This is a genomic window from Sphingomonas sp. 4RDLI-65 (genome assembly GCF_049472435.1).
GTDB lineage: Bacteria > Pseudomonadota > Alphaproteobacteria > Sphingomonadales > Sphingomonadaceae > Sphingomonas.
The window spans coordinates 464,301-489,951 of the sequence record NZ_JBCEBT010000001.1 but is presented as its reverse complement, the minus strand read 5'-3'; the positions used below and the strand labels follow the sequence as shown (position 1 = coordinate 489,951).

General features: G+C 67.4%; 25 protein-coding genes. 15 read left to right on the top strand and 10 right to left on the bottom strand.

Annotated elements, in window-relative coordinates:
• Positions 1-66: 66 nt before the first annotated feature.
• Positions 67-1,035, top strand: a complete 969-nt coding sequence (trxB, locus tag VH567_RS02050) for a thioredoxin-disulfide reductase (protein WP_423322737.1) — start codon at positions 67-69, stop codon at positions 1,033-1,035.
• A gap of 22 nt (positions 1,036-1,057) precedes the next feature.
• On the opposite strand, the gene VH567_RS02045 is transcribed toward trxB, so the two are convergent.
• Genes VH567_RS02045 through VH567_RS02035 form a run of 3 tightly spaced genes read right to left on the bottom strand, consistent with a single transcriptional unit; the run spans position 1,058 to position 2,798 of the window.
• Entirely contained in the window at positions 1,058-1,825 is a 768-nt protein-coding gene (locus VH567_RS02045) for a hydrolase 1, exosortase A system-associated (RefSeq protein WP_423322735.1), read from the bottom strand.
• Positions 1,822-2,490 (bottom strand): hypothetical protein, encoded by a 669-nt coding sequence (locus VH567_RS02040; RefSeq protein WP_423322733.1) that lies wholly within the window; start codon positions 2,488-2,490, stop codon positions 1,822-1,824. The genes VH567_RS02045 and VH567_RS02040 overlap by 4 nt, the downstream gene beginning before the upstream one ends.
• A 29-nt stretch (positions 2,491-2,519) precedes the next feature.
• A complete protein-coding gene (locus tag VH567_RS02035) occupies positions 2,520-2,798 on the bottom strand; it encodes an acyl carrier protein (RefSeq protein WP_423322731.1) in 279 nt (92 codons plus the stop codon).
• A gap of 76 nt (positions 2,799-2,874) precedes the next feature.
• On the opposite strand from VH567_RS02035, the gene VH567_RS02030 reads away from it, so the two are divergent.
• The 12 genes from VH567_RS02030 (at position 2,875) to VH567_RS01975 (ending at position 18,379) form a co-directional block, all read left to right on the top strand.
• Positions 2,875-4,524, top strand: a complete 1,650-nt coding sequence (locus tag VH567_RS02030) for an acyl-CoA ligase (AMP-forming), exosortase A system-associated (protein WP_423322729.1) — start codon at positions 2,875-2,877, stop codon at positions 4,522-4,524.
• Complete coding sequence (locus VH567_RS02025; RefSeq protein WP_423322728.1) at positions 4,521-5,744, top strand: pyridoxal-dependent decarboxylase, exosortase A system-associated; 1,224 nt, start codon at positions 4,521-4,523, stop codon at positions 5,742-5,744. The genes VH567_RS02030 and VH567_RS02025 overlap by 4 nt, the downstream gene beginning before the upstream one ends.
• A 187-nt stretch (positions 5,745-5,931) precedes the next feature.
• A complete protein-coding gene (locus VH567_RS02020; protein WP_423322727.1) occupies positions 5,932-6,576 on the top strand; it encodes an XrtA/PEP-CTERM system exopolysaccharide export protein in 645 nt (214 codons plus the stop codon).
• 10 nt (positions 6,577-6,586) lie between these two features.
• Positions 6,587-8,110, top strand: coding sequence for an XrtA system polysaccharide chain length determinant (locus tag VH567_RS02015; RefSeq protein WP_423322725.1), 1,524 nt, complete (start codon positions 6,587-6,589; stop codon positions 8,108-8,110).
• A 5-nt stretch (positions 8,111-8,115) separates the two neighbouring features.
• Entirely contained in the window at positions 8,116-9,111 is a 996-nt protein-coding gene (locus tag VH567_RS02010) for an AAA family ATPase (protein WP_423322723.1), read from the top strand.
• Positions 9,108-10,745 (top strand): hypothetical protein, encoded by a 1,638-nt coding sequence (locus tag VH567_RS02005; RefSeq protein ID WP_423322721.1) that lies wholly within the window; start codon positions 9,108-9,110, stop codon positions 10,743-10,745. The genes VH567_RS02010 and VH567_RS02005 overlap by 4 nt, the downstream gene beginning before the upstream one ends.
• A gap of 12 nt (positions 10,746-10,757) precedes the next feature.
• Positions 10,758-11,846, top strand: coding sequence for an ExeA family protein (locus VH567_RS02000; RefSeq protein ID WP_423322719.1), 1,089 nt, complete (start codon positions 10,758-10,760; stop codon positions 11,844-11,846).
• The gene (locus VH567_RS01995; protein ID WP_423322717.1) at positions 11,846-12,685 is read left to right on the top strand and encodes an XrtA system polysaccharide deacetylase; all 840 of its coding nucleotides are present in this window, start codon (positions 11,846-11,848) and stop codon (positions 12,683-12,685) included. The genes VH567_RS02000 and VH567_RS01995 overlap by 1 nt, the downstream gene beginning before the upstream one ends.
• 8 nt (positions 12,686-12,693) lie before the next feature.
• On the top strand, positions 12,694-13,722 hold the full coding sequence (locus VH567_RS01990) for a FemAB family XrtA/PEP-CTERM system-associated protein (RefSeq protein WP_423323680.1): 1,029 nt from the start codon (positions 12,694-12,696) through the stop codon (positions 13,720-13,722).
• Positions 13,719-14,993, top strand: a complete 1,275-nt coding sequence (locus VH567_RS01985) for a glycosyltransferase (RefSeq protein ID WP_423322715.1) — start codon at positions 13,719-13,721, stop codon at positions 14,991-14,993. The genes VH567_RS01990 and VH567_RS01985 overlap by 4 nt, the downstream gene beginning before the upstream one ends.
• On the top strand, positions 14,990-16,492 hold the full coding sequence (gene xrtA, locus VH567_RS01980; protein ID WP_423322713.1) for an exosortase A: 1,503 nt from the start codon (positions 14,990-14,992) through the stop codon (positions 16,490-16,492). The genes VH567_RS01985 and xrtA overlap by 4 nt, the downstream gene beginning before the upstream one ends.
• Complete coding sequence (locus VH567_RS01975; RefSeq protein ID WP_423322711.1) at positions 16,493-18,379, top strand: XrtA/PEP-CTERM system amidotransferase; 1,887 nt, start codon at positions 16,493-16,495, stop codon at positions 18,377-18,379.
• Here VH567_RS01975 and VH567_RS01970 read toward each other — a convergent pair.
• The 5 genes from VH567_RS01970 to VH567_RS01950 form a co-directional block, all read right to left on the bottom strand.
• Positions 18,376-18,567 carry a hypothetical protein gene (locus VH567_RS01970; RefSeq protein WP_423322709.1) on the bottom strand — a complete coding sequence of 64 codons (192 nt, stop codon included), beginning with the start codon at positions 18,565-18,567 and terminating at the stop codon, positions 18,376-18,378. The genes VH567_RS01975 and VH567_RS01970 overlap by 4 nt on opposite strands.
• A 69-nt stretch (positions 18,568-18,636) precedes the next feature.
• The gene (locus tag VH567_RS01965; protein ID WP_423322707.1) at positions 18,637-19,665 is read right to left on the bottom strand and encodes an alpha/beta hydrolase; all 1,029 of its coding nucleotides are present in this window, start codon (positions 19,663-19,665) and stop codon (positions 18,637-18,639) included.
• An 86-nt stretch (positions 19,666-19,751) separates the two neighbouring features.
• A complete protein-coding gene (locus VH567_RS01960) occupies positions 19,752-20,177 on the bottom strand; it encodes an MAPEG family protein (protein WP_423322705.1) in 426 nt (141 codons plus the stop codon).
• A 196-nt stretch (positions 20,178-20,373) separates the two neighbouring features.
• The gene (locus tag VH567_RS01955; RefSeq protein ID WP_307084423.1) at positions 20,374-21,435 is read right to left on the bottom strand and encodes a 1,9-bis(guanidino)-5-aza-nonane synthase; all 1,062 of its coding nucleotides are present in this window, start codon (positions 21,433-21,435) and stop codon (positions 20,374-20,376) included.
• Between the two features lie 162 nt (positions 21,436-21,597).
• Positions 21,598-22,833, bottom strand: a complete 1,236-nt coding sequence (locus VH567_RS01950) for a type III PLP-dependent enzyme (RefSeq protein ID WP_187502317.1) — start codon at positions 22,831-22,833, stop codon at positions 21,598-21,600.
• Between the two features lie 137 nt (positions 22,834-22,970).
• On the opposite strand from VH567_RS01950, the gene VH567_RS01945 reads away from it, so the two are divergent.
• Entirely contained in the window at positions 22,971-23,933 is a 963-nt protein-coding gene (locus tag VH567_RS01945; protein ID WP_423322702.1) for a threonine ammonia-lyase, read from the top strand.
• Here the strand turns inward: VH567_RS01945 and VH567_RS01940 are convergent, their stop codons facing one another.
• Positions 23,934-24,515, bottom strand: a complete 582-nt coding sequence (locus VH567_RS01940) for a hypothetical protein (protein WP_423322700.1) — start codon at positions 24,513-24,515, stop codon at positions 23,934-23,936.
• Between the two features lie 99 nt (positions 24,516-24,614).
• Between VH567_RS01940 and VH567_RS01935 the strand changes: the two genes are divergently transcribed.
• Positions 24,615-24,794 (top strand): hypothetical protein, encoded by a 180-nt coding sequence (locus tag VH567_RS01935; protein WP_423322698.1) that lies wholly within the window; start codon positions 24,615-24,617, stop codon positions 24,792-24,794.
• Between the two features lie 148 nt (positions 24,795-24,942).
• On the opposite strand, the gene VH567_RS01930 is transcribed toward VH567_RS01935, so the two are convergent.
• Positions 24,943-25,599: an alpha/beta hydrolase gene (locus VH567_RS01930; protein ID WP_128453102.1), complete on the bottom strand. Its 657-nt coding sequence runs from the start codon at positions 25,597-25,599 to the stop codon at positions 24,943-24,945.
• Between the last annotated feature and the right edge of the window lie 52 nt (positions 25,600-25,651).

Sequence of the window (25,651 nt, the reverse complement as noted above, 5' to 3'; positions counted from 1 at the left end):
TTTACCGACGGTTCAAATCCGGGCGCGCATCCCCTAGATGCAGTCTCGAATCTCCAAGGAACGACGATGACCACCCATACCACACGCATGCTCATCCTCGGTTCGGGGCCTGCCGGGCTCTCCGCCGCGATCTATGGCGCGCGTGCCGGGATGGCGCCGATCGTCGTGCAGGGCATCCAGCCCGGCGGCCAGCTGACCACGACGACCGACGTCGAGAACTATCCGGGCTTCAAGGACGTGATCCAGGGGCCGTGGCTGATGGAGCAGATGCAGGCGCAGGCCGAGCATGTCGGCACGCGGATGATGTGGGACACGATCGTTCAGGTCGACCTGACCAGCCGCCCGTTCCGCCTGATCGGCGACAGCGGCGACGTGTACGAGGGCGACACGCTGGTGATCGCGACCGGCGCGCAGGCGAAGTGGCTCGGGATCGACAGCGAGGAGCCGATGAAGGGCAAGGGCGTCAGCGCCTGCGCGACATGCGACGGCTTCTTCTACCGCGGCAAGAAGGTGGCGGTGATCGGCGGCGGCAACACCGCGGTCGAGGAGGCGCTATACCTCACCAACCATTCGCCCGACGTGACGCTGATCCATCGCCGCGATTCGTTGCGCTCGGAGAAAATCCTTCAGGAGCGCCTGTTCGCGCACAAGGGCGTGACGGTGCTGTGGAACAAGGAGGTTCGCGAGTTCGTCGATGGCGGTGGCAATGCCGGGCTGGTCGCGCTTGAGTTGGAGGACACTGTCACGGGCGAGCGCTCGCGGCTCGACGTCGATGGCGGGTTCGTGGCGATTGGCCATCACCCGGCGACGGAGCTGTTCCGCGGCCATATCGATCTCGATTCGGACGGTTATATCGCGGTCGAGACGGGCTCGACCCGCACCAGCGTCGAGGGCGTGTTCGCGTGCGGCGACGTGGCGGACAAGGTCTATCGCCAGGCGGTGACCGCGGCGGGAACGGGCTGTATGGCGGCGCTGGATGCCGAACGCTTCCTGGCGGCGGCCGAGTTTGCGGAGCTTGCCGAAGCCGCTGAATAGACGGCGGGATCGGGAAAGAAGATTAGGCCAGGTTACGCCTAATCGCGATCTCCAGCGCGGCGCCTGCCGAGCCGGTGAAGCTATGGGAATCGGTGTCGATCGTCTCGGTCTGGACGGCGGCACCAGCGGCTGCGGCGAAGGCGATGGCGGTCGCGTCGCCGCGGGCCAGGATGATAGCGGCATCCGTTTGCCAGGAGGCGATCGCGGCCAGGACTCGGCCGGCAAGCGGGTTCCGGCTTTCCCGATCTATACGAACAGCCCTAATTAACCCTCTGATTATGTTGGCAATGCGCAGATTGCCCGATAGTGCTCGACGCCAAGTAGCGCGGTCTCGTAACGCGCCGCGGTAGTGGGCGCGGATCGCGGCGGCGGGGGGGAGGTCGTCGATCGGTTCGATGACCCAGGGGTTGGCCAGGATGACCTTGTCGAACCCCGCCGATCGTCCGAACAGCGCGAGCGTGCTGGCCGCATCGCAGTTACCGAAGCCGACTAGGCGGCTGATGTGCGGGGAGGCGGATCGGAACGCGGCGACGGCCGCGATCAGGTCGGGCTCGGCGGTCAGATAGCCGCCATTGTCGCCCGTCGAATCGCCGACGCCGCGGCGGTCGTAACGGAACACCGGCGTGCCGGTGGCGGCCAAGCGCTGCGCCAGCATTGCCATGCCACGGTGCGCGCCGCTGCGGATCTCGTTGCCGCCGGAGACGATGAGCAGCCCGGTGGTGCCGGCCGCCTCGTCCAGCGTGGCGGCAAGCATTCCGTCCTCGCACGCGAAACCGATCAGTCGTCTCACGATGCGATCCAGAGTGAGATATCGGCTGCAAGCTGCTGTGCGAGAACGACATCGTTTCCCGGCTCCGATCGGCGCCAGAGGGGGGCGCCGGTGTAGGTTGCATTGGCCGCTCGGGGGTCGGTGTCCAGACGTACGACTTGGTACCGTCCGTCCTCGCGCGGTACGGCGTCTTTCAGCTCGGAGAGCATCTCGGGGGACAGGCGGTTGCCTGCGTACTCGCCCTCCGGGGCAAGGCCGGATCTGCTCGCCGCGGCGCGCGTGCGGTCGAGGTCGCGGACGAGGTCGGCACCGGTATGTGGAGCGAGGTGCCAGCGGCCGGCGAGGTCGGCGTCGGTATCGATCAGCGCGCCGCTCCGTATCGAAAGCGCGTAGCTGTGCGCGCCAAGCTGCTGTGCCAGTGCGCGATAGGCTCGGCGCTGGTCGGACAGCCTGGCATCGATGGTCGCGACGACGCTTTCGCCGGTGCCGGGGAAGTCGGGGAGGAGGCTGCCGATCCCTCGATCGGCGAGCGTGCGCAGGATCGTGCAGGCGAATTGCCGGGTCCGGTTCGCTTCCTCGAACAGGGGGAGGGCGGCGATGACAATCGGGCCGGTATCAGGGCCGAACCGCAGCATCGCTTCGCGGCCTCCCGTCCAGTCATAGGTGTCGAAGCGGAGGCCGGTCATTCCGGCGCAGGCTAGACCCGGCGCCGAGGTTAGACCAGCGCCTTGCTCGCGGCGAACTGGACGAGCGCGCCGAACGTCTCGAGCATCTCGCCGTCGATCTCGTCGTCCTCGATCAGGATGCCAAGCCGGTCCTCGAGCTCGGTCAGCACGCTCGCCACCGCCATCGAATCGAGTTCTGGTAGCGCCCCGAACAGCGGCGTGTCGGCGGTGAACGTAGCGACTCGGTCGGCGCTGAGGCCGAGGATGTCGCCAAGGACGGCGCGTACCGTCGTTTCGACTTGGAAAGTACCTTCGAAGATCACGAGCATCGCCTGAACCGTTACGAACCGGGCCCCGCTAGCGTGCGGGGGTGAATTCGGCAACGGCTTCGCGCTATGGGGGCACATGATCACGCTCGACCCCCGTCCGTACCCTATCGACCATGTCGCGCTCCGCGGCACTGCGGAGGCCGTCGCGCTGGTCGACAAGACGGGGACGATGACCTTCGCCGAGGTCGAGGCAGGGGTGGCGGCGCTGGCGGGGTGGCTTGCGGACAGGGGGTTGTCGGCGGGGGACCGGGTCGCGACGTGGCTGCCGAAGACACGCACGGCCTGCCTGATGCCGCTCGCGGTGGCGCGTGCGGGGCTGGTACATGTGCCGGTCAATCCGCTGCTGCGGCGCGCGCAGGTGGCGCATATTCTTGGCGATAGCGGCGCACGGTTGCTGGTGACGCAGGCGGTGCGGGCTGGGTCGCTGGACGACGGCGATGTGCCGGAGGGGTGCGCAATCGTGGACGAGGCGGACCTTGTTCTCCTGTTCCCTCGCGAACGCGGGGGGCCAGGATTACAGAGTGCGACGCCCGGGATTCCTGGCCCCCCGCTTTTGCGGGGGAACGGTGAGGGCGGCGGGATGGGGCCGTCCGATGCCGATCCGGATAGCCTAGCCGCGATCCTATACACGTCTGGCTCCACCGGTCGGCCCAAGGGCGTGATGCTGAGCCACGCGAACCTGTGGCTGGGCGCGGTTTCGGTCGCGCATTTCCTCGAGCTAGAGCCTGCGGATCGTGTGCTTGGCGTGTTGCCGCTGTCGTTCGACTACGGGCAGAACCAGCTGTTCTCGACCTGGATCGCAGGGGCGTCGGTGGCGCCGCTGGATTATCTGGTCGCGCGCGATGTGGTGAAGGCGGTCGAGCGGGTCGGCGCGACGACGCTCGCGGGCGTGCCGCCGCTCTGGGTGCAATTGCTGGAGGTGGAGTGGCCGGCGGAGACGGCGGCGCGGTTGAAGCGGCTGACCAACTCGGGCGGCGCGCTGACGCCGCGGCTGGTACGCGGACTTCGCGCGCGGTTTCCGGCGGCGAACGTGTACGCGATGTATGGGCTGACCGAGGCGTTTCGATCGACCTACCTCGATCCCGCGCTGATCGATGCGCATCCCGATGCGATGGGAAGGGCAATCCCGTTTGCCGAGGTTTCGGTGGTGAAGCCGGATGGCACGCGGGCCGCGCCAGGTGAGCCGGGCGAACTCGTGCATGCCGGGCCGCTTGTCGCGCAGGGTTATTGGCAGGATGCCGAGCGGACGGCGCAGCGGTTTCGGCCGGCGCCTGACGGCAACGGCATGGCGGTGTGGTCGGGTGATACCGTGGTCGAGGGTGAGGACGGGTTGTTGCGCTTCGTCGGGCGCGATGACGAGATGATCAAGAGCGCGGGAAATCGGATCAGCCCGTTGGAGATCGAGGAGGCCGTGCTTGCAGGCGAGGAGGCTCGCGAGGCGGTCGCGGTTGGCGTGCCGGACGAGCGACTGGGTCAGGCGATCGCGGTGATGCTGGCCGGGGATGCTGCCGGGGAGGGAGCTTTGCGAGGGCGGCTGCGGACTGCGTTGCCGAGTTTCATGCAGCCGGGGGCGTATCTGTGGCGAGAGGAATTACCGCGTAATGCCAATGGGAAGCTCGACAGGGCTGCCATTGCGTTAGAGGTGCGAAATTGTTCACCCGCGAAGGCGGGTGCCCAGACTGGGTTCCCGCCTTCGCGGGGAAACAAGGAGGGGAGCGCGTCATGAAACCGATGGGTGCTCTTCCGCCTGAGTTCGCGCAGCAAGATGGCCCGCTAAACATCGCCGGTCGGTCTGCCGATGAATGGGTTTCGCACGCCGGTGACACACCGCTGTTCGTCTACGACATGGCGATCGTCGCAGCCCGTATCGCGCGGTTCCGCGGGGCGATGCCGGCGATCGACCTGCACTACGCGATCAAGGCCAATCCACATGCCGACCTGCTGGCCGCGATCGCGCCGCTGGTCGATGGGCTCGACGTCGCCTCGTCGGGCGAATTGGCGAAGGCGATGACGGTAAAACCGGCAGCCTCTGTCAGTTTTGCCGGGCCTGGCAAGCGGGACGACGAATTGGCGGCGGCGATTACGGCCGGCGCGACGCTGAACGTCGAATCGGAAGGCGAGGCGGCGCGTGCGTTCGCGATCGGCGAGCGGCTCGGGCTCGTGCCGCGGATGGCGGTGCGCGTGAACCCGGATATCGAACTGCGCGGGTCGGGCATGCGCATGGGCGGACGGGCGTCGCCGTTTGGAGTCGACGCGGTGCGGGCAGCCGCACTCGTGAAGGCGATCGTCGCGGCGGGGGCGGACTGGCGCGGGTTCCACATTTATGCCGGCAGCCAGGCGCTGGATGCGGGCGCGATCGTCGAGACGCAGGCCGCGACGATCGCGCTCGCCGCACGGCTCGGCGAGGAGGCCGGCGTAGCGCCGCCACTCGTCAATCTCGGCGGCGGCTTCGGCGTGCCGTATTTCGCGGGCGACGTGGTGCTTGACGTCGAACATGTCGGCGACGCGCTGGGCAAGTCGCTCGACGGCCGACCGCCGATCCTTGCCGAGACGCGGTTCGCGATCGAACTCGGGCGATGGCTGGTCGCCGAGGCCGGCGTCTACCTCACCCGCGTCGTCGACGTGAAGCAGAGCCAGGGGGAGGGTTTCGTCATCGTCGACGGCGGCCTCAACCATCAGCTCGCCGCGAGCGGGAATTTCGGGACCGTCGTCCGCCGCAACTATCCGATCGCGGTCGCTGCGCGGATGGGCGCTGGTCCGACCGATACCGTGTCCGTCGTCGGTCCGCTCTGCACCCCGCTCGACCGGCTCGGCGACAAGGTCGCGCTGCCGTCGGTGCAGGTCGGCGAACTCGTCGCGATCTTCATGGCCGGCGCATACGGCGCGAGCGCCAGCCCCAGCGCGTTTCTGGGGCATCCAGCGGCGATTGAGATCGTTACTGCTTGATAGCCCATCGGCGTCGTTTCGGATTGGGGTGTCCCAATCTGGGGCTATTGCCGGCTAGGAGCATGGTTACGGGGCGCTCCTAACGCTATCTTCACCTGTTCCTCGCATAGCCGAGGGTGAGTTTAGCCGACCGTCGCGCAATCGACGGCCAGCATCCCGCCAGTGTGGCGCCAGGAGAAAAGTGCCCATGCGTTCCGGACCCGTATCGAAATCCGTGCTGACCCTAGGCTTGGTCGGAACGGCATTGTCCGCCTGTTCGAGCACTGGCGGTCGCCCCGCGCTGCCACCCGCGGCCTATGTCGCGAACAAGGAGCTGCCGGGTGAGGAGTATGTCATCGGCCCGCTCGATCAGCTCAACATCTTCGTATGGCGCAATCCCGAGTTGTCGGCGAAGGTGCAGGTCCGCCCCGACGGCCGCATCACGACGCCGCTGATCAACGACATGCCCGCGGTTGGCAAGACCCCGGCGATGCTGGCCGACGACATGAAGAAGGCGCTGGGCGCGTATATCAAGGACCCGATCGTTTCGGTGATCGTCGAGAATTTCAGCGGCACCTACAGCCAGCAGGTCCGCATCGTCGGCGCGACCGAGAAGCCCGCGTCTATCCCGTACCGCGCCAACATGACCTTGCTCGACGCGATGATCGCGGTCGGCGGGCTCAGCCAATATGCGGCGGGCAACAAGGCGCGGCTGGTGCGCTACGACCGCGAGACCGGCAAGCAGAGCGAATTCGCGTTGCAGATCGGCAACCTGCTCAAGAAGGGCGACTCGTCGGCCAACGTCCGGCTCGAGCCGGGCGACGTGATCATCATCCCCGAATCGATGTTCTGAGGCTGCCTGGATGAACGGTATCCTGGACGAGGTGCGCATCGCGCTCCACGCGATCTGGACGCGGCGCTGGCTGGCGCTGGCGGTGGCCTGGGGCGTGTGCGTGCTGGGCTGGCTGGTCGTGTCGCAGATCCCGAGCCGGTACGATTCGACCGCGCGCGTGTTCGTCCAGATGCAGACGATCCTGCCCGCCGGCATGGACGGCGTTCCGCAGAGCGTGCCGATGAGCCTCGACACGATCCGCACGACGCTGATCTCTGCGGTGAACCTGGAGAAGGTGGTGCGGGGCACCGATCTGGCGAACACCGTGTCGAGCGACCGCGACGTCGCCGACCGGGTCGCCACGCTTGCACCGAACATCAAGATCGTGTCGCAACAGGACAACGTCTTCCAGATCACGACGAGCGCCGCCAACCCGAAGATCGCCCGGCAGGTCACGCAGAAGCTGATCGACCTGTTTGTCGAGCAGAATCTGGCCGGCGATCGCTCGAAGACCACGCAGAGCCTGACGTTCCTTGATCAGCAGCTGGCGTCGCGCCAGAAGCAGCTCGCCGACGCCGAGGCCAAGCGCGCCGACTTCCAGAACCGTTATCTCGGTTCGCTGCCCGGGACCGGCTCGGTCGGCGACCGGATCGGCGCGACGCGATCGCAGATGGCGCAGGTCGACGGCGATCTCGCTGCGGCGCAGTCGAGCCTGTCCGCGGTGCAGGGCCAGATGGCGGGAACGCCGGCGACCGTGCCGGGGGCAGGCGGCGTCGCCGGTGCGGCCGGGCCGGCACGTGCGCGGTTGCAGGCGATCCAGGGCCAGCTCGCCGATGCGCGGGCGCGCGGCTATACCGAGAACCATCCCGACGTCGTCGCGCTGAAGAACCAGCTGGCGGCGGCGACCGCGGCGGCACGCAGCGAGCCGCTGGCGGGCGGCAGTGCCGGCGGCAATGCGCAGAACCCGCTCTATGCATCGCTCCAGTCGATGGCGGCGGATCGGCAGGCCACGGTGGCGTCGCTGCGGATGCGGCGCAGCCAGTTGCAGGGCGATCTCGACCTGCTGAATTCGAAGCTGACGGGCGATCCCGAAGTCGCCGCCGAGCAGGGCGCGATCGATCGCGACTATCAGGTGCTCAAGGACCAGTACGACACGTTGCTGCGGCAGCGCGAGCAGACCGCGCTGGTCGGTCAGGCGCAGTCGCAAAGCGATCACGTCAAGTTCAGCGTGATCGATCCGCCGACGATGCCGAGCACGCCGAGCGCGCCGAACCGAATGCTGCTATTGTCGGGCGTGCTGGTCGCGGGACTCGCGGGCGGAATCGGTGCGGCGTTCGCGATGGGGCAGTTGCGGACGACGTTCTCGACCAGTTCGCGACTCGAAAAGGCGGCAGGGATGCCGGTGATCGGGTCGATCGGCGAAGTCGTGACCCGCGTGCAGTCGAACCAGCGTCGTCGCCAGTTCAAGCTGTTCCTGGGCGGCACCGCCGCGCTGGGCGCCGCCTATGTCCTGCTGCTGGGGGTCGAGATCCTCCAGCGCGGGCTGGCGGCATAGGGGGTATGACCGTGACGAAACCTGATCGCGAACCCTCGCTGCTCGAACGGGCGGCCAAGGTGTATGATTTCACCGCCCACGCGCGGGCGCGAAACGGCGATGCGCCGGTCGCAGCGGCGCAACCCGTCGAGACCGCGCTGGAGCCCGTAGCGGCGCCCGCGCATGATCTCACCGACGCTACCTTCCTGGCGATCCCCGAGGAGCTGCGCGCGCCGGTCGGCGACGAGTTCACCGACGAGGTCTATTACCCCGAGGAGTCGGACGACACCGCACGGATCGACCGCGGCATGCTGGCGGCGAACGGCATGATCGTGCCCGGCGCGCCGGTCGGCCCGCTTGCGGAGGAGTTCCGCCTGATCAAGCGCCAGTTGCTGATCGCCAGCACCCGGATCGCCGAGAGCGACAGCCCCGACAAGGCCCGCATGATCCTGGTCTGCTCGGCGCGGCCTGAGGACGGCAAGACGTTCTGCGCGATCAATCTCGCACTCTCGATCGCCGCCGAGCGCGATACCGAGGTGCTGCTGGTCGACGCCGACGTCGCCAAGCCTGATATCGTCCGGCAGCTCGGCCTGACCGATGCGCCCGGCCTGCTCGATGCGCTGAGCGATTCGCGGATCGACGTCGAGGATCTGGTGATCCACACCGACGTGCCGCATCTCTCGATCCTGCCCGCGGGCACCAAGACCGCGATGGACACCGAACTGCTCGCCAGCGCGCGCACCAAAGCGGTGATCGCTCGGCTGCTCGCAGCGAACCCGCGGCGCGTCATCATCATCGATTCGCCGCCCGCCCTTGCCGCCTCGGCCGCGTCGGTGCTGGCGATGCGGGTCGGACAGGTGATGCTCGTCGTCCGCGCCGATCGCACGCCCGAAAGCGAACTGCGCGCCGCAGTCAACATTCTCGACGGGTGCGAGCATATCCAGCTCGTGCTCAACGCCGTCTCGTACGTCCAGGGCGGCGCACGCTTCGGCAGCTATTACGGCCAGGAGGGCTCCCAGTGACCCGTCGTGCAATCCGCAGCCTCGCACTGGCGGGCGGTGCGGCGACGCTCGCTGCGCTGGTCGCGACGCCCGTTACCGCGCAGGCGACCCGCCGCGTCACCATCAACCCCTATGTCGAGGCGAGCCAGATCCTGACCGCCGATCTGAATGGTGGCGACGTGCTGACCTATACCAGTCTCGCCGCCGGGGTGGACGCGGCGATCGCGACCCCGCGCGTCAACGGCCAGATCAGCTATCGCTACGAACGCCGCTTCGCGTGGGACGACGACGTCGGCGACAGCGACATCCATTCGGGCCTGGCGCGCGTCGACGCCAGGCTGAGCAACGCGCTGACCGTCGAAGCGGGCGGCATCGCCACGCGTACACGCTCCGACATCCGCGGCGCCGCACCCGGCGTGCTGGCCGGTAACGTCGACAACGTCGCACAGTTGTATGCGATCTATGCCGGCCCGAGCCTCAGCACCACCGCAGGCCCGGTCGCGTTCCTCGCCAATTACCGGATCGGCTATACCAAGGTCGAGACGCCGAGCTTTGCCGGTACCGGCGTCGGCGGGCAGCGGCTCGATTATTACGATGATTCGATCGGCCATACCGCCGTCGCCAGCGCATCGGTCGCTCCCGGCAGCGTCGCGCCGTTCGGCATGACGCTGAGCGGCGCGTACGACCGCGAGACCGCCAGCCAGCTGAAGCAGCGGTATGAGGGCTATTACGTGCGCGGCGATGTGTTGCAGCCGGTCTCCCCCTATGTCGCGCTGACCGCGGGGGTCGGCTACGAGACGATCGAGAGCAGCCAGAAGGATGCGCTGGTCGATGCCACCGGCACGGCGGTGCTCGACCGTAACGGCCGGTACGTCACCAACGACGCGTCGCCGCGGCGGATCGCCTATCGCACCGATGGACTCTATTACGACGCAGGCGTGATCTGGCGTCCCAACCGCCGCACGTCGGTGGAGGGGCATGTCGGCAAACGCTACGGCTCGCTCAGCGTGACCGGCGCCGCGACCTATCAGGCATCGCAATCGGTCGGCATGTCGGTCGTCGTCTATGACGGCATCCAGACCTTCGGCCGCCAGCTGCGCACCGGCCTCGCCAACCTGCCGACCAGCTTCGTGTCGGGCCAGCAACAGGGCTTCGACCAGCAGTTCAACGGCTGCGTCTTCGGCACCACCGGGGCGCAACCGGGCGCCTGCCTCAACGACGTGTTCCAGTCGATCTCGACCGCGACCTACCGTGCGCGCGGCATCGACGCGGTGATCGTCGCCACCCGCGGTCGCTCGACCTGGGGCGCGGGCGCCGGATACGTCAACCGCAAGCTGTTCGCGCCGCAGGACACGCCGGGCATCGCCATCGACGGGCTCGACGACCAGAGCTATTATGGCCAGCTCTTCTACACACGGACGCTGACCCGGGTGTCGGGCATCAACACGAACCTGTTCGTGAACTACTATGACACCGAGGTCGCGGATCCCACGGACGATGCCGGCGTTTGGTCCTACGGCGGGACCGGCACCTATTTCCACAATTTCGGACGACTCGGCACGACCGCGTCGGTCGGGCTTTACAGCTTCAAGGTCGGCGACCTCGACAGCGTCTGGTCGGCGCAGGCGCTGATCGGTGCGCGGTACCAGTTCTGAAGGCGAGAGCAGATGTACGACGAACATTACGGACTGACGGGTCGACCGTTCCAGCTGACCCCGGACCCGAAATTCTGGTTCGAGACCGCCACGCACCGCAAGGCGATGGCGTATCTCGGCTATGGCCTCGCGCAGGGCGAGGGCTTCATCGTCATCACCGGCGATATCGGCGCGGGCAAGACCACGCTGGTCGGTCATCTGATGGACACGATCGATCACCAGCGGCTGAACGCGATCAAACTGGTGTCGACCGCGATCGAGGCGGACGACCTGTTGCGGATCGTCGCGACCGAACTAGCGGTCGATCCGGCGGGGCTGACCAAGGCTGAGCTGCTGACCGCGATCGAGCGCGGGCTCCATGCCGTCGCGCGCACTGGCAAGCGTACGCTGCTGATCGTCGACGAGGCGCAGGCGCTGCCGGTATCCGCGCTCGAAGAACTGCGCATGCTGTCGAACTTCCAGGCGGGCGGGCATGCGCTGTTGCAGATCGTGCTGCTCGGCCAGCCCGAGTTCCGCGACCGGCTGCACGGATCCGAGCGGCTCGAACAGCTTCGCCAGCGGGTGATCGCGATCCATCATCTCGATCCGATGGGTGAGGACGAAGTGTCGGACTATCTGGCGCACCGCCTGACGGTGGTCGGCTGGACGGGCAATCCGGACTTTGCCGACGATGCGTTCGCGGCGTTCTACGCCGGCTCGGCGGGTGTGCCGCGCCGGTTGAACCTGCTCGCGGGGCGGGTGATGCTGTATGCCGCGATCGAGGATCTGACGGTGATCGATGCTGCGGTCGTGCGGTCGGTGCAGCGTGACCTGGAAGGTGACCTGCCGATGCTGGCGAGCGATACGGGCAAGGGGGCGCCCGCTACGACTGCGACGCCCGATCCGGTCGTTGCACCGCGGGCAGAGGCTCCACGGGCAGAGGTGCCGCGCACCGATCCCGCGATCGAGGACCGCATCGCGGACCTCGAAGCGCGCCTGGAACTGCAGGACAAGGCGCTGCGTCGCGTCCTGACGCTGCTGGTCGACTGGGTCGAAAGCGACACCGACAAGCCGGAATACGCGCCGATCCGCGGTTTCGCCGCCTGGCACGACGCGGCTTGATGCTGAACGGCATGTCCGTCGACGTCGAGGACTGGTTCCAGGTCGGCGCGTTCGAGAAGGTCATCGACAAGGCGGACTGGGACACGCTGATGCCGCGCGTCGAGGCGAACACCGACGCGGTCCTCGCTCTGTTCGCCGAGCATGACACCAAGGCGACGTTCTTCACGCTCGGCTGGGTCGCGCATCGCTATCCCGCGCTGATCCGCCGGATCGTCGATGCGGGGCATGAAATCGCCAGCCACGGCTGGGATCACCAGCGCGTCTTTACGATGACGCCGGAGGTGTTTCGCGCCGACCTGATACGCGCGCGGACGGCGATCGAGGATGCTGCCGGGACGAAGGTCACCGGCTACCGCGCGCCGAGCTTCTCGATCGACCAGCGTACGCCCTGGGCGCATGTGGAACTGGCGGCGGCGGGCTATGCCTATTCCTCCAGCGTCGCGCCGGTGAAGCACGATCATTACGGCTGGCTCGACGCCCCGCGCTATGGGTTCAAGCCGCTGGCCGACAGCGCGTTGATCGAGGTGCCGGTGACGGTCGCGGCGTTCGGCACGCGCAAGCTGGCGACCGGCGGGGGCTTCTTCCGGCTGCTCCCCGCCGCGATCACCGATTTCGCGGTGCGGCAGGTCAACCGCGAGGATCGCCCGGCGATGTTCTACTTCCACCCGTGGGAGATCGATCCGTCGCAGCCACGCGTCGCGGCCGCACCGATGCGCTCGAAGATCCGCCATTACTCGCGATTGGGCGCAATGGCCGGAAAATTGCGCGGGTTGCTCGGCCGCCACGAATGGGGCCGCGTCGATGCGGTCGTCGCGCGCGAAGCGGCCCGGCTGGCGTGACCGCGCCGATGCCCGTCGGCGTACGCGAGGCGGACCTTCGCGATCCGGCCGAGTGTGCGCGGATCGAGGCTTTCGTCGAGGCGACCGACGGCGCTACGCCGTTTCATCTGCCAGCCTGGAGCCGTGCGGTGCAGGATGGCTGCGGCCAGCGGGCGCGCTATCTGCTTTCGGAAAATGCCGGCGGCGTGATCGTCGGCGTGCTGCCGCTGACCGAAATGCGTTCGCCGCTGTTCGGGCGGGCGCTGGTGTCGACCGGGTTCGGCGTCGATGGCGGGGTGCTCGGCGGGGCTGTGGAAGATTTGGCGTCGGGAGCGTGGAACTTGGCGTTGCGGACCGGGTGCCCGTCGGTCGAGCTTCGCGGCGGGCCGGCACCGGAAGGCTGGGCGAGCGACGATACGAGCTATCTCGGTTTCGCGCGCGATCTGGCGGCGGACGACGACGCCGAACTGCTCGCGATCCCGCGGAAACAGCGCGCCGAAGTCCGTCGTTCGCTCGGGTTCGATCTGGAGATCGTCACCGGCCGCGACCGGAAACTGCTGGCCGAGCATTACCGGGTCTATGCCGAATCCGTGCGGAACCTCGGTACGCCGGTGTTCCCGGCCAAACTCTTCCGTAGCGTTGCGATCATGATGGACGCGGATGTTCTCACCGTCCGGCATGAGGGCAGGGCCGTTGCCAGCGTCCTCAGCGTGTATTTCAGGGGTAGTGTCTATCCCTATTGGGGGGGCGGAACAGACGCCGCGCGGGGGCTGCGCGCGAACGACCGGATGTATTTCGCGTTGATGGCGCATGCCCGGGCGCGGGGCTGCACGCGGTTCGATTTCGGGCGTTCGAAGACCGGCACGGGGGCGGCGGCGTTCAAGAAGAACTGGGGTTTTGCGCCCGAACCGCGGCTTTATGCCAAGCGCAGCAACGGCCCGGCGCGCGAGGTGAACCCGCTCAATCCCAAATACGCGCTGATGGTGCGGACGTGGAAACGGCTCCCGCTTTGGGCGGCGACCGCCGCAGGACCGTGGATTTCCCGAGGCCTGGGGTGAGCCTGCTCTTCCTCGCGCACCGCGTACCGTTTCCGCCCGACCGCGGCGACAAGATCCGCAGCTTCCATATCCTGCAGCATCTCGCGAGGCGGACGCGCGTGCATCTGGTGGCGTTCGCCGACGACGTGGCGGACTTCGATCCGCCGGCGATGTTCACGGACATGCTGGCCAGCTGCACGATCCTGCCGCGCGGCAAGTCGCAGGCGCGTGCCGCAGTGGAAGCGCTGGCCAGCGGCAAGCCGGTGTCGCTGACCGCGTTCGCCAGCGGGGCGATGCAGGCGGCGGTCGACCGCGTGCTGCCGGACGTGACGGGCGTGTATTGTTTTTCGGGGCAGATGGCGCAGTATCTGCCCGTCGACGGTTCGCCGGTCGTGATGGATTTCGTCGATGTGGATTCCGCGAAGTTCTCGGGGTTCGCTGATGATGCGAAAGGCCCGATGCAGTGGATAATGCGTCGTGAAGCGCGACTGCTGGGCGCGTTCGAGCGGGAGATTGCGGCGCGGGTCTCTGCCAGCCTGTTCGTCAGCGAGGCTGAGGCGGCGCTGTTTCGAAAGGGTGGTGCAGAGGGGCGGGTGCTCGCGGTCGAGAACGGAATCGATTCCGTGAAGTTCGACCCGGCGGCGGGGTTCGCAAACTTCGGCCACCACCCCGGCGAAGGCCGGGGCCCAATTGGAGAGGTCGCAGTAACTGCGGACAGTCCCTCGTTATCGACGTCCCCCGATTGGGCCCCGGCCTCCGCCGGGGGGGAGAAAGAGGCTCAGCTGATCGTCTTCACCGGTCAGATGGATTATCGCCCCAACATCGAGGCGGTGACCTGGTTCGTGCGCGACATCCTGCCGTTGATCCACGAACGCTGCCCCGCGCATGTTGCGATCGTCGGTCGTGCACCGACCGCAGCGGTGAAGGCGCTCGCCGGGGAGCAGGTTACGGTCACGGGCGCGGTCGATGACGTTCGCGGCTGGCTTGCCGCCGCCGCGGTCTGCGTGGCCCCGCTCAAACTCGCGCGCGGCATCCAGAACAAGGTGCTGGAGGCGATGGCGATGGCGCGGCCGGTCGTCGCCTCCGCCGCAGCCGCGGAGGGTATCGACCATGCCGGCACGATCCGCGTCGCCGCGACCGCGCATGCGTTTGCCGACCAGGTCGTCGCATTGCTCGAGGCCCCCGAAACGGCCGGCGAGCTCGGCCAGGCCGCTCGCGCGCAGGTCATCCGCCGTTATGGCTGGGCGGCGCGGCTGGCGCCGCTCGATGCGCTGTTTGGCCTGACTGCGTGACCCCCTGGCGCCGTCACGCTTTCGCGCTCGCGCTGGCGACGGCGCTGATCCTGCTGGTTTTTCGCAGCGACGTCGGCGATCTCGCGCGGATCTGGTGGACCAGCACAACCTTCGGGCATTGCCTGTTCATCGGGCCGGTGATCGCGTGGCTGGTCTGGCAACGCCGTGGCGAGCTCGTGCAGCTCACGCCGACCGGCTGGTGGCCCGGACTGGTGCTGGTCGCGATCGGCGGGTTCGGCTGGCTGATGGGCGACGCCGCGTCGGTCGGCTTCGCGCGCCAGCTCGGGCTGGTGATGATGCTGCAGGGCGCGGTCGTCACGATCCTCGGCCCCAACGTCGCGCGCGGGCTGCTGTTTCCGCTTGCCTATGCGGTCTTCCTCGTGCCGTTCGGCGAAGGGCTCGAACCGCCTTTGCAGGGCATCACGGTCGCGATCGTCATGCCGTTGCTCCACTTGGTCGGCATCCCCGCGGTAGTCGACGGCGTGCTGATCCATGCCGGCCGCTATTATTTCGAAGTGGCCGAGGCGTGCTCGGGCGCCAAGTTCGTCATCGCGATGGTCGCGTTCGGCGTGCTGGTCGCCAACCTCTGCTTCGTGTCGTGGCAACGCCGCGCGGTCTTCCTCGCGGTTTCGGTCGTCGTGCCCGTGATCGCCAACGGGTTTCGCGCGTTCGGGACTATCTGGGCGGCGGACCTCACCTCGGTGGAGGCGGCGACCGGGTTCGATCATATCGTCTACGGCTGGGTGTTCTTCGGGCTGGTGATGGCGGGCGTGCTGGCGATCGGCTGGCGCTGGTTCGACCGCGCGCCCGACGATCCCGCGTTCGATCCGGCACTGCTGCAGGCGATACCGCGGCACCGCACCGACCTCGCCGTCGCCACCGCGCTGGTGCTGGCCACGGCCGCGGTATTCCCGGTCTGGAGTGGCGCCGTCGCGGGCCGCGCGCAAAGCTTGCCGGCGCATATCGATCTCCCCGACCTCCCGGGCTGGCGCCGCGTTCCCGTCAGCACGCGCGCGCCATGGATGCCCTATTACCCCGGCGCGGACCATTATCTGTTCGGCCGCTACGCAGACGCTTCGGGCGCGACCGTCGACATGAGCATCGCGGTGTTCGGCAGCCAGCACGAGGGCAAGGAACTTATCGCGTTCGGCACCGGCGTGCTGCGCGAGGAAGATCGCTGGGTACGCGTCGCCAATCTGCCCGACGTTTTCGACAGCGATGGGACCGGCGGCTCGGCGGTGCGGATCACCGCACCGGGGCCCGTGGAGCGGATCGTCGCGACGTGGTACCGGGTGGGCGATGCAACGACCCATGACGAGACGCGTGTGAAGATCGAGACGATGAAGGCGCGGCTGCTCGGCGGTCCGCAGCGCGCGGTGGCGATCCATCTGTCGGTCGAGGGGGCGGACCCGCGGCCGATCGTGCGGTTTCTCGGCGCGCTTGGACCGCTCGACCGGGTCGCCGATCACGCCGCAGGCCAAACCCCGAGGACACGCTAGATGTGCGGGATCGCCGGGATCTTCCATCCGGGCACGCCCAAGCCGGTCGAGCCCAACCGCATCCTGGCGATGATCGCCGCACAGGCGCATCGCGGCCCCGACGGCGATGGCATCTGGACTGCGCCGGGGGTCGGGCTGGGTCATCGCCGGCTGTCGATCATCGACCTTGAGGGCTCGCCGCAGCCGATGTCGAACGGCTCGCTGACGATTACGTACAATGGCGAAGTCTATAATTTCGCCGAACTGCGCGATGAGCTGACCGCGAAGGGGGCGATTTTTCGCACCGCGGGCGATACCGAGGTGCTGCTCCACGGATGGCGCGCGTGGGGGCCGTCGATGCTCGACCGGCTCAACGGCATGTTCGCGTTTGCGATCCACGATTCGGCAGCGCACACGCTGTTCCTCGCGCGCGATCGGATGGGCGTGAAGCCGCTTCATTACGTCGAACTCGCTGACGGCTCGCTCGCGTTCGCGTCCGAGCTGAAGGGCCTGCTGGCGCATCCGCAGCTTCGCCGCGTGCCCGATCTTCGCGCGGTCGAAGATTATCTCGCGTTCGGTTACGTCCCCGACGATGCTTGCCTGGTCGCGGGGGTGAAGAAGCTTGCCGCGGGTCATTTCCTGCTCGTCACGCGCGGGCAACCCGTCCCAAGCCCGCGCAAATGGTGGGACCTGGATTTCTCCAACCGCGCGACCGGATCGGCCAAGGCGCTGGGCGAGGAACTGGTCGATCGCATGCGCGCGGGCGTGCGGTCACGGATGGTGGCCGACGTGCCGCTCGGCGCGTTCCTGTCGGGCGGCGTCGACAGCTCGGCGGTCGTCGCGCTGATGGCCGAGGCGAGCCCCAAGGCGGTCCGTACCTGCACGATCGGCTTCGATGAAGCGGGCCATGACGAGCGAGGATACGCCGACACCGTCGCGCGCCGCTTTGCCACCGATCACCGCGAACGCGTGGTGCAGTCGGGCGATTTCGGGCTGATCGACACGCTGGTTGCCAGCTTCGACGAGCCTTTTGCCGATGCTTCCGCGCTGGCGACGTATCAGGTCTGTGCGCTGGCGCGGGAGAGCGTGACGGTCGCGTTGTCGGGTGACGGGGCGGACGAGGCGCTTGCCGGCTATCGTCGCTACAAGTTCCAGGCGGTCGAGGAGCGCGTCCGCGGGCTGCTGCCCGAGCATTTGCGGCAGGACGTGTTCGGTGCGCTTGGGCGCTGGTATCCGAAGGCCGATTGGGCACCGCGGCCGTTGCGCGCGAAATCGACCTTGCTGGCGCTCGCGCAGGGTGGTGGCGAGGCGTATGCGCGCGCGGTCGGCGTCACCACGCCCGAACTGCGAGGACAGCTGTTCAACGCGAATGCACGTGCCACGCTTCAGGGGTATCGTGCCGAAGATCGCTACGTCACGACGATGGCGAACGCGCCGGCGCGCGACGCGATCGACCGCGCGCAATATGCCGACATCAAGCATTGGCTGCCCGGCGATATCCTCACCAAGGTCGATCGCACCAGCATGGCGGTCGGGCTGGAGGCACGCGAGCCGCTGCTCGACCACCGGCTGATCGAATTCTGCGCGACCTTGCCCGCCAACATCCGGCTGCGACACGGCGAGGGCAAATGGCTGATGAAGAAGGCGATGGAGCCGTATCTGCCGCGCGAGATACTCTATCGCCAGAAAATGGGCTTCGTGACGCCGATCAGCGCCTGGTTCCGTGACGCGCTCGCGGGAGAGGCGACGGCGCTCGCCAAATCACGCACGCTTGGCGAGACAGGGTGGTTCGACATGGCGACGATCGCGCGGATCGCCGACGAGCACCGGATGGGGCGGGCCGAGCATGGCCGAACGCTATGGCAGTTCGTGATGCTCGAACGCTCGATGAAGCGGATATTCGGCTAGAGCAGCGTGCGGCCAGCGTCGGATTGTGCCCGCGCGATCAGTTCGTCGAGTGCGGCTTCGTCGAGCCGCCCGGCGGTCCGCAACGCCGCCTCCGGCGTCATGGCTATCACCGCGCCGTCCGGGCCATCGATGATCACCTCGCCATTTTCATGGAAGACGTTGCGGGGTTGGGCATGCGGACGGGTCATCGCGCTCTCCTGATCTTTGAGGATAAACGTCGGTTTGGCCGTATAGGTCCGTGATGCTGGCGTATCGTGTCAGCGCGTGACCAGTTCGCCCATCCAGCGATCGAACAATTGCGGCCATAGCGACCCCGGCGCGCGTGGCGACAGGCGCGTGCCGAAGCCGTGCCCGCCATGCTGGAGGAAATGCGCCTCGGCCGGGACACCGGCGCGGCGGGCGGCGGCGAGCGTGTCGACGCTGTTGGCGACGGGCACGGTATTGTCGTCCTCGGCATGGACGAGGAACAGCGGCGGCGCGCCGGGCCTCAACTGGCGGTCGATCGCATAGCGTGCCTGGACGGCGGGCAGCGGATCGGGGCCGAGCAGGTTGGTGCGCGATCCCCCGTGGCTGCGACCCGGATCCATGTTCGAGACCGCGTACATAAGCCCGGCCCAGGCGGGGCGTGCCGAATGGCGGTCCGCCGCGTCGAGCGTGCGATAGGCCTTGTAGTCGGAGAGCACCGCCAGCGATCCGGCGAGATGCCCGCCTGCCGAGAAGCCGAGCACGCCGAGCTTCTCCGCCCGGATGCCGTAGGTGCGCGCGTTGGCGCGGATCAGCCGCATCGCGCGTTGCGCGTCGGCGAGCGGCACGTCGGCGCGATCGGCCCAGCCTTCGCCGGGCAGGCGGTAGCTGAGCACGAACCCGGTGATCCCGAACGCGTTCAGCGCGCGGGCGATGTCGATGCCTTCGTTGCGGAGCGACGTGATCGAATAGCCACCGCCGGGGACGATCAGCACGGCGCGGCCGTCGGGACGGGCGGGGCGGAACACGCCGACTTCGGGGCGGACGACGCCGCGCATCTGATAATCCTGGTAGCCGTCGGGATAGACCGGCGTCGTCGGGCGCGGCACGGGGAGTGGGGTCGGCGCGCCCGGCGGAATGCCCGGCCACAGCGCGAACCGCTCGGCGGGGGGCCAGGCCGGCATGGCCGATGCGCGGGGCTGCGCGGCGCTGGCCTGCGTGCCGGTTCGGGCGCCGGTTCGGGCGCCGGTTCTGGCGAAAGCGGCCGGGGCGAGGCCGGCGGCGAGCGGAAGGGAGAGCAGCGTGCGGCGGTCGAAGGTCATGGCGCAATGCTAGACGATCGGGCCGCGTTCGGGGAGGGGGGCGCGACGCGACCGGCGATTATTCGCTCCGGCGCGCGCCAGGCCTCCTAGAATACCGCCAGGGCGGCGTGGAGCGTGAGTGCGACGAGCATCAGGCTGGACAGCATGAACAGGAGGAAGCGCGCGCGGACGCGGTTGCTGGTTGCCTGCACGAGGCTGTGCGCGATCCGGAGCGCGACATAGGCCCAGGCGATCCAGGCGTTCACCCCGTTGCCCGTGCCGCTGAGCGCCAGCACGACGCAGACCGCGTAGAACAGCGTCGGCTGCTCCATCAGATGGTTGTAGTTGTGCGCCTTCCACTGCGCCTGTGGCGGTAGCGATCGGTCGGCGTCGGAGGCCTTGGTGCCGACGAGCGTGCCCATGTCGACGCCAGCCGCCTTCATCGCCGGCAGCCGGGTGGCGAGCATCCACGCCAGCATCACCAGCGTCCACGCGATGAGGACGACCATCGGTCGCAGGATGTCGCTGTGCATGAAAAAGCCTCCCCCGGTTATCCGGGAGAGGCTGCATCAATTGCCCGGGAGGGGCAACGGTATCTGATCCTCCCCCGCCAGGGGGAGGTGGCGCGAAGCGGCGGAGGGGGAGGCGGCGATAACGTCGGCTCCGTGCCCTCCCCCTCCGTCAGGCAAGCGCCTGCCACCTCCCCCTTGCGGGGGAGGATCGCAGAGTTCAGGCCTTGTCGAAGCTGGCGCCCCATTTGCGGACCGGGCGGTCCTTCCAGAGGCCACGATGATACGCATCCGATGCCAGCAGCGGCATGACCGAACCGGCTTCGGCGAACACCATCTGCTCGATGCCGGTGTTCACCTTGCCCCACGATGCCGCTTCCTGCAGCGTCGACGATGAGCACGCACCGTCGCGGACGTCCGCAACCGTGATCTGCACCGCATACTTGTGGACCTGGACGTCGTCGTGACCGAGGATCTCGGCACAAACGACGGTATCCTGGATGAAGTTCTTCGGCACGCCGCCGCCGATCATCAGCAGCCCCGTGGTGCCCGCCTTGATCTTGATCTCGGTGAGCTCGCGGAAGTCGGCGATCGCGTCGAGGACCATGTACGGCTTGCCCGCCTTCACCGCGTCGACCTGGTGCTTGACCAGACCGAAGCCTGCCGACGAATCGACGAACGCCGGGCAGAAGATCGGCACGTCATGCTCGTAGGCGAGCTTGACGAGGCTGTTCTCCTTCTTGCCATGCTCGACGAGATACTTGCCCATCTCGCGGATGAATTCGCGGCTCGAATAGGCGCGCGGCTCGAGCGTCTCGGCGATCTCGAAGATCGTGTGGTCGACGTGCTGGAGCTCTTCCTCGTCGATATAGGTGTCGTAGATCCGGTCGATCATCAGCGAGCGCAGCACGTCGTCGTGCGGCACTTCGAGCGCCTGATAATGCTTGTGGCCGAGGCCCTCGAAGAAATCCATGTCGACGATCGTCGCGCCGGTCGCGACGATGCCGTCGATCATGTTGTTGCGCAGCAGCTCGGCATACAGGTCCATGCACCCGCCGGCGCTCGTCGAGCCCGCGATCACGAGGAAGATCGTGCAGTCCTTGTCGGCCAGCATCTGGTTGTAGATGTCGGTCGCACGGCCGAGATCGCGGCTGGTGAACGACATCTTCTTCATCGCATCGACGATCGGCCGCGCGTCGAAGCTCTTGATGTCTATGTGCTCGACGGTGGTCGAGAGGAGTTCCGCCTTGCGCTGCGCGTCGATGCGGGTGTCTTCGGTCATGTCTAATTTCTCCTGATCCCCCCTCCCGCCTGCGGGAGGGGGCTAGGGGGTGGGCGCCCGCTCACGGCGAACGCTCCGGATGTGGAAAACGCGCGCCCACCCCTCGGTCCCCTCCCGCGAGCGGGAGGGGAAGACGAAGAGCGAACGATTACTGAGTGTTGGTTACAGCTTGACGACGTTCGACGCGAGGTCCTGGAAGCGTTCGTCGTACAGCGAGACCATCGGCTCGTCGGTGACGATCACCGTCTCGTCCGATCCGAACCCGTTGAACGCGGTCCGCATCGCCGAGCCGTACGCGCCGAGCATGCCGATCTCGATATAATCGCCGGCCTGCGTGTCCGCGGGCAGCATGAACGGACCGACCATATAGTCCATGTCGTCGCACGTCGGACCATAGAAGCTGAACTCCATGTCCTTCGCGCGGCTGTCTGGTTCGCGGAGCAGTTCGGTCGGAAAGCGCCAGCCGATATGCGCCGCATCGAACAGCGCGCCATACGCGCCGTCGTTGATATACAGCTCGGTCCCGCGACGCTTTTCGACGCGCACGATGATCGACGAATATTCCGCGCACAGCGCCCGGCCAGGCTCGCACCACAGCTCGGACGAATAGCTGACGGGCAGCGATTCGAACGCACGGTGGATCGTCTCGAAGAAATGCTCGAGCGGCGGGGGCTCCATGCCGGGATAGGACGACGGGAAGCCGCCGCCGACGTCGATGACGTCGACCGTGACCGCCGCCTCGACGATCGCCGCACGGACGCGCTCCATCGCGTTCGAATAGGCCTCCGGGGTCATCGCCTGCGAGCCGACATGGAAGCAGATGCCGAGTGCGTCCGCTGCCTGGCGGGCCGCGAACAGCAGCTCCTTGGCTTCGTGCGGCGCTGCACCGAACTTCGACGCGAGGCTAAGCTTCGAATGCTCCGACGACACGCGCAGGCGCACGCAGAGCGTTAGATCGGTGGCTTCGCGGGTGGCGCGGACGACCTTGTCGAGCTCTTCGAGGCTATCGAGGCTGAAGGTGCGGACGCCGTGCGTGAAATACGCCTCGGCGATCGCTTCCTCGGCCTTGACCGGGTGCATGAAGCACAGTGTAGCCTCGGGGAGCGTCCGTGCGACCAGGCGCACTTCGGCGATCGACGCCACGTCGTAATGCGTGATGCCATTGTCCCACAAGATCTGCAGGAGTTCGGGAGACGGGTTCGCCTTCACCGCATACATCGAGCGGCCCGGAAACTTCTCGACGAAGAACCGAGCGGCGCGCGCAGCAGCGTGCGGACGAACGAGCGTGACCGGGTTGACCGGGCGCCCTTTAGCGATGTCGATGCCGCTCCCGATGCGGGATGTGTCGGCGGTCGAATGGGCTTTCGCTAACCCCAGCGCGATATGATGCTTGACCAATTCAAGGGACCTCCAATGTCCTGAGACAAATTACGAAAACACTGCCTTGCGGTTGGAAGTCCCATGGGGCAGCGGAAGGGCGATCTACGGTCGCTTGCCCCCCATGTAAATAGGGTTGGCCGCATAGGAGCCAGTGTGTGACGATTTTGCGACAGCCGACGCGGGCGGGGGTGCGGGATGCCGCGGAAAAGATCGCGCGGATCTTGCCGTCGACGCCGCTGTTTATCAGTGAAATCAAGGGTGTACCGGTCGCGTTCAAGGCCGAATCGTTGCAGCCAATCGGCGCGTTCAAGATTCGCGGTGCGTGGCATCGGCTCACCGCATTGGACGAAGCCGCGCGGAAAAAGGGCGTCGTCGCGTTCTCGTCGGGCAATCACGCGCAGGGGGTGGCCTGGGCGGCGAAGCGGCTCGGGATCGCGGCGACGATCGTGATGCCGTCCGACGCGCCGCGGCTGAAGCGCGAATCGACCTTGGCGTTGGGCGCGGAGGTGGTGACCTACGACCGCGCGACCGAAAGCCGCGAGGCGATCGCCGCGCAACTGGCGGAGGCACGGGGCGCGACGCTGGTGCCGAGCTTCGACGATCCGTGGATCATCGAGGGGCAGGGGAGTGCGGGGATCGAGGCGGCGGCGCAGATGGCGGCGCTCGGCATGGGCGTGCCGAGTCGGGTCGTGATCCCGTGCGGCGGTGGTGGATTGTCTGCTGGCATCGCGCTGGCGTTGAAGGACAGCGCGATCACCGTCGTCGAGCCCGAGGGCTGGGACGATATGCGGCGCTCGCTGGAGGCGTCGTGGATTGAATCGGTCGGCCCCAACCCTCCACAGACCGCGTGCGACTCGCTCCAGACCTTGCGCGTGTCGGCGCTGACCTTCGATGTTTTATCTCGCCGCGACGCTACGGGCGTAGCGGTTAGCGAAGCGCAGATCGCTGCGGCGCAGCGGTGGGCAGCGGAGAAGTTGCGGCTCGTGATCGAGCCGGGCGGCGCGGTCGGGTTGGCGGCGGTGCTGGCTGGCAAGGTAAAGCTCGAATCCGGACTGCTCGTCATCCTGTCCGGCGGCAATGTCGACCTGGCCGCTTATGCGAAGGCGATTGCCGGCTGACTAGGCGGGCGGCAGGGTCTTCACTGCTGGTTTCGCGCAGGCATAGGCCTGCTTGTAGCTCTGGTTCCAGCAGGCGACGAAGCCGTCGAGGATGTTGAGGTTCATCGGCCAGGCATAGGCGCGCGGCTTGCCGTCGGCGCCGATCGGGGCATAGCCGGCCGGGCGGGGCAGCGCGGCGAGCTTGGCGCGGGCGGTGTCCAGTCCGGCGAGATCGCGACGTAGAAACGCGATGCTGCCGTCGACATAGAGATTCCAGCCGAACCCGGTATCCTCCTCGGCCGGCTTCCGGGCTGCCTCGAACAGCGCGACCGCGCGTGCCGTCTGGCCGGCGTTCGCGCGCAACTGGCCTTCGTGCCACTGCAACAGCCCAGCGGTGCGTGGGTTGGCGGGATGACCCGCGCGCCATTCGGCGATCAGGTCGGCGGCCTGCGCATCGCAGCCGGCATTGGCGAGCGTGCGCCAACCGCCCGTCATGGTCTGGTCGAACGCACGTTCGTCGAGCGCCATCATCGCGGGCTTGTCGTATCGGCAATCGGATGGGGGAGGTGACTGCGCGGCGATCAGCGCGAGAAAGGCCAGCATCAAACCTCCGAATATTCGATCGAGGTGGGTAAGCTATTGCCGCGAGTGGCGCGAAGTCAACGCGCTTCAATCCGGGGCCGTGCTGGCGTATCGAGCAGCATGAACGCCGCCCTCACCAGCATCGCCGCCGCAGCCCCCGCCATCGCCATGCTCGGCATGTTCGCCTGCCTGATCGGTGGGGTCGTGCTGATCGCGAAGAAACGCGACACGAAGAAGGGCGTGCTGATGCTGGTCATGGCCGCAGTCCTGTTGGCCAACGTAGCGATCTGGACGCTGTAAACTCCCTCGCCCCTGCGGGGAGAGGGAAGGGGCCCGCCGCACTTGCGGTGGGAAGGGAGAGGGGCGTTGGGGCGCGCTAGCCCCTCCCAACTCCCCCTCATCCGACGCTGGCGCGCCACCTTCTCCCCGAGGGGAAAAGGGAGGTTCCTCACCTAATCGGCGAGTTCGGGTCCAACCGCATGTCGAGATACTTGTCCACCGACCCCATCAACTCTGGCATCTCGTGCTCGAAGAAGTGGTTCGCCTTCGGGATCGTGTCGTGATGGATCGTGATGTGCTTCTGCGTGCGCAGCTTATCCACCAGCTTCTGCGTCGCCCCCGGCGTCGCGACCTCGTCGCCCTCGCCCTGGATGATGATCCCGCTCGACGGGCACGGCGCGAGGAACGTGAAGTCGTACAGATTGGCCGGCGGCGCCACCGAGATGAACCCGCGGATCTCCGGCCGGCGCATCAGCAACTGCATGCCGATCCACGCGCCGAAGCTGACGCCGGCGATCCAGGTGGTCTGCGCCTCGGGGTGGAAGCTCTGCACCCAGTCGAGCGCGCTCGCCGCATCCGACAGCTCGCCGACGCCGTTGTCGAACACGCCCTGGCTCTTGCCGACGCCGCGGAAGTTGAACCGCAACGTCGCAAAGCCACGCCGCTGGAAGGTCTTGTAGAGCTGCTGCACGATCGCATTGTTCATCGTGCCGCCGGCCGACGGATGCGGGTGCAGGATCATCGCGACGGGTGCGCGCGGACGCGGGCCCGGCGCAAAACGACCTTCGAGACGGCCTTCGGGACCGGGGAAAATGACTTCTGGCATAGGCACTCGCGAGCTGGGATACGCACTCGGGTGGAGTGCGGGGTGATCTGCA